This window comes from uncultured Oscillibacter sp. (assembly GCF_910587525.1).
Classification (GTDB): Bacteria; Bacillota; Clostridia; order Oscillospirales; family Oscillospiraceae; genus Oscillibacter.
Window position 1 is genome coordinate 1 of record NZ_CAJULS010000193.1, and the last position, 3,246, is coordinate 3,246.

The 3,246-nt window shown below is 60.5% G+C and carries 4 protein-coding genes; 2 read left to right on the forward strand and 2 right to left on the reverse strand.

The annotated features are described in order from the left end of the window. On the forward strand, window positions 1-953 hold a 953-nt coding region (gene gpmI, locus QZ326_RS12215), incomplete at its 5' end, for a 2,3-bisphosphoglycerate-independent phosphoglycerate mutase (protein WP_295745635.1). A 169-nt stretch (window positions 954-1,122) separates the two neighbouring features. On the opposite strand, the gene QZ326_RS12220 is transcribed toward gpmI, so the two are convergent. Next, entirely contained in the window at window positions 1,123-2,067 is a 945-nt protein-coding gene (locus QZ326_RS12220; RefSeq protein ID WP_295745638.1) for an SPFH domain-containing protein, read from the reverse strand. Continuing rightward, window positions 2,064-2,510: an NfeD family protein gene (locus tag QZ326_RS12225; protein ID WP_295745641.1), complete on the reverse strand. Its 447-nt coding sequence runs from the start codon at window positions 2,508-2,510 to the stop codon at window positions 2,064-2,066. The genes QZ326_RS12220 and QZ326_RS12225 overlap by 4 nt, the downstream gene beginning before the upstream one ends. Before the next feature lie 417 nt (window positions 2,511-2,927). Between QZ326_RS12225 and QZ326_RS12230 the strand changes: the two genes are divergently transcribed. Then, a complete protein-coding gene (locus QZ326_RS12230; RefSeq protein ID WP_295745644.1) occupies window positions 2,928-3,227 on the forward strand; it encodes a THUMP domain-containing protein in 300 nt (99 codons plus the stop codon). The last annotated feature ends 19 nt before the right edge of the window (window positions 3,228-3,246 follow it).

Genomic DNA, 3,246 nt, shown 5'->3' on the forward strand with positions numbered 1-3,246 from the left:
TGGACCGCGACAAGCGCTGGGACCGGGTGGAGCAGGCCTATGACGCCATGGTCTATGGCGAGAGCGCCGTCTCCAATCCCGACCCCGTGGCCGCCGTGAAGGCCTCCTATGCCGCCGGGGTCACCGACGAGTTCGTGGAGCCCGTGGTCTGCGACCCGGATGGCACCATCTCCGACAACGACAGCGTCATCTTCTTCAACTTTCGGCCCGACCGGGCCCGGGAGATCACCCGTACGCTGGTAGACCCGGAGTTTGACGGCTTTACCCGCCAGCTCTTCCCCGTCACTTTTATCTGTAACACGGAGTACGACGCCACCATGCCCAATGTGGAGGTGGCCTATCCCCGCAATACCGTGAAAAACGGCCTGGGCGAGTACCTCAGCCAAATGGGCCTTACCCAACTGCGCATTGCCGAGACGGAGAAGTACGCCCATGTCACCTTCTTCTTCAACGGCGGCAGCGAGACCGTATTCCCCGGCGAGGACCGGGTGCTGGTCCCCTCCCCCAAGGTGGCCACCTATGACCTCCAGCCGGAGATGAGCGCCCTGGAGGTCTGCGACAAGTGCGTGGAGCGCATTGAGTCCGGGGCCTACGACGTGGTAATCCTGAACTTCGCCAACTGCGACATGGTGGGCCACACCGGCGTGTTTGACGCCGCCGTCAAGGCCGTGGAGACCGTGGACGAGTGCGTGGGCCGGGTGGTGGATGCCACGCTGAAAATGGGAGGCATTGCCATGATTACCGCCGACCACGGCAATGCCGAGCAGATGGTGGAGCCCGATGGCAGTCCCATGACCGCCCACACCACCAATTTGGTGCCCTTTATCCTCTGCGGCGCCGGGTCGGAGCTGCGGACCGACGGACGTTTGGCGGACATCGCCCCCACCATCCTGGATGTGATGGGCCTGGCCTGTCCTCCGGAGATGGACGGAAAGACGCTGATTGTGAAATAAGTCATACCGCGTTTTATGACAAAGGACCGGGACGCCGCGGCATCCCGGTCCTTTTCGGTTTTTATATCCTGGGCGCAGTCAAAACGGCAAGCGCCGGGCTTCGCCCAGACCCGCCAGGGCTTTACCCTGGACCCACCGCCCTTTTCAAAGGGCGGCTCTAAATTTTAACTTACTGCTTGGGGTCCTCGGTATCAAACACCGCCTTGGCGCTGGCCGCCAGGCCCGCCAGCCCCTGGAGCTCGCTGGGGATGATGATCTTGGTGGCCTTGCCGTCCGCTACCTTCTGCATAGCCTCCAAAGCCTTGAGCTTCACCACCTGGTCGTTGGGAGCGGCGTCGTTCAGCAGCTTCAGGGAGTCCGCCAGGGCCTGCTGCACCTGCATGATGGCCTGGGCCTCCGCCTCGGCGGCCATGATGCGGGCCTCCTTCTCGCCCTCGGCTTTCAGGATGGCGGCCTGCTTGGCGGCGTCGGCCTTCAAAATGGCGGACTGCTTCTCACCCTCGGCCACCAGGATCTGGGACTGCTTGGTGCCCTCGGCCTGGAGGATAGACTCGCGGCGCTCACGCTCCGCCTTCATCTGCTTCTCCATGGCGTTCTGAATCTCCTTGGGCGGGATGATGTTTTTCAGTTCCACCCGGTTGACCTTGATGCCCCAGGGGTCCGTGGCCTCGTCCAGAATGGCCCGCATCCGGGAGTTGATGATGTCGCGGCTGGTGAGGGACTGGTCCAGCTCCATGTCGCCGATGATGTTGCGGAGGGTAGTTGCCGTCAGGTTCTCAATGGCGTTCATGGGGTGCTCCACACCGTAGGTATACAGCTTGGGATCGGTGATCTGAAAATAGATGACCGTGTCGATCTGCATGGTGACATTGTCCTTGGTAATAACGGGCTGGGGAGCAAAATCCGCCACCTGTTCTTTCAGGGACACTTTTTTGGCGATACGCTCGATAAAGGGAACTTTCAGATGCAGTCCCACGTTCCACACCACCCGGAAGGCGCCCAGCCGCTCCACCACATAGGCCCGGGACTGCTGGACAATGACGATGTTGCTGATCAGCAGGATCAGAATCAGCACCACCAGAACGACGATGGCAATCACTCCAAAGTTAATCATGACACTACCTCCGCTTTTTCCTCAGATTTTTTTACAAAGAGCTTTACGCCCTCCATGCGCTGGATCTCCACACAGCTCCCCGCGGGAATCGCCTCCCCGCAGGCGCTGCGGGCGGTCCAGGTCTTTCCGTCTACGTACACCGCACCGGTGGCGGCGGCGTTGTCGATATCCTCCGACACCTGGGCGGTCTTGCCGATGACCCGGTCCAGATTGGTAGGAACGTGGCGGCTCTTTCCAAACCGCGCCACCAGCGGGCGGGTCGCCGCCAGAGCCACGGCGGAGACCGCCGCGAAGACCACCAGCTGGAGCGTTATGCTCAATCCGCCCAGGGCGGCGAAAAACGCTCCTACGGAGCCCACTGCAAACCACACGGACACAAGGCCCGCCGTGACCGCCTCCACCGCCCCGAAGAGGACGGCTGCACACAGCCATAGCCACATCATAGGAAAATACCTCCTTTCACCATACAGGGTCCTTGGCTTCGTGATAATATGTATTATAGCATACTCGAAGGAGAATTGCGTTTCAATTCGGTAACAATTCTGAATTGGGGAAATTTGGCTGGTGGTTGCCCTGACGGGCAGGGGATTCAGCCATAACGATGGCTAGGCAGATGCACGGTCCGCCAAGGTGAGCTGCGAAGCGGCGAGAGGGTCCCCCCTGGAGAGTTTTCTCTTTTTCTGCGCTCAGAAAAAGGGAAAATGGAGGGTGCACCCCCCGTCCCCGCCCGCGGCGGGACCCCCCTCGTCCCCCCCCCCTTGTGGGGCGGCCTCCCCGTCTCCCGCAGGGAATACCCTATTATGATTTGACATTTTTCCACAAGAATGGTATTTTTATTAAAAAAGAAGGGAGCCCTCCCTATGACATTGACCGTCCCCTGCCTCTTCGGCCTGGAGAGCTTGGTCTCCGGCGAGATGAAACGTCTGAACTTAAAAGGTGTCCGGGCCGAGAACGGCCGCGTCCACTGTGAAGGAACTATGCTTGACATTGCCCGTCTGAACTTGAACCTTCGCTGCGGCGCCCGGGTGCTGATGGAGCTGGGCTCCTTCCCCGCGCCGGATTTCGAGGCTCTGTTCCAAGGCGTGCTGGCCCTGGCCTGGGAGGACTATATCCCAAAGGACGGCGAGTTCCCTGAAAAGGGATACTTCCTGACAAGCTAGCTGCACTCTGTCCCCGCCT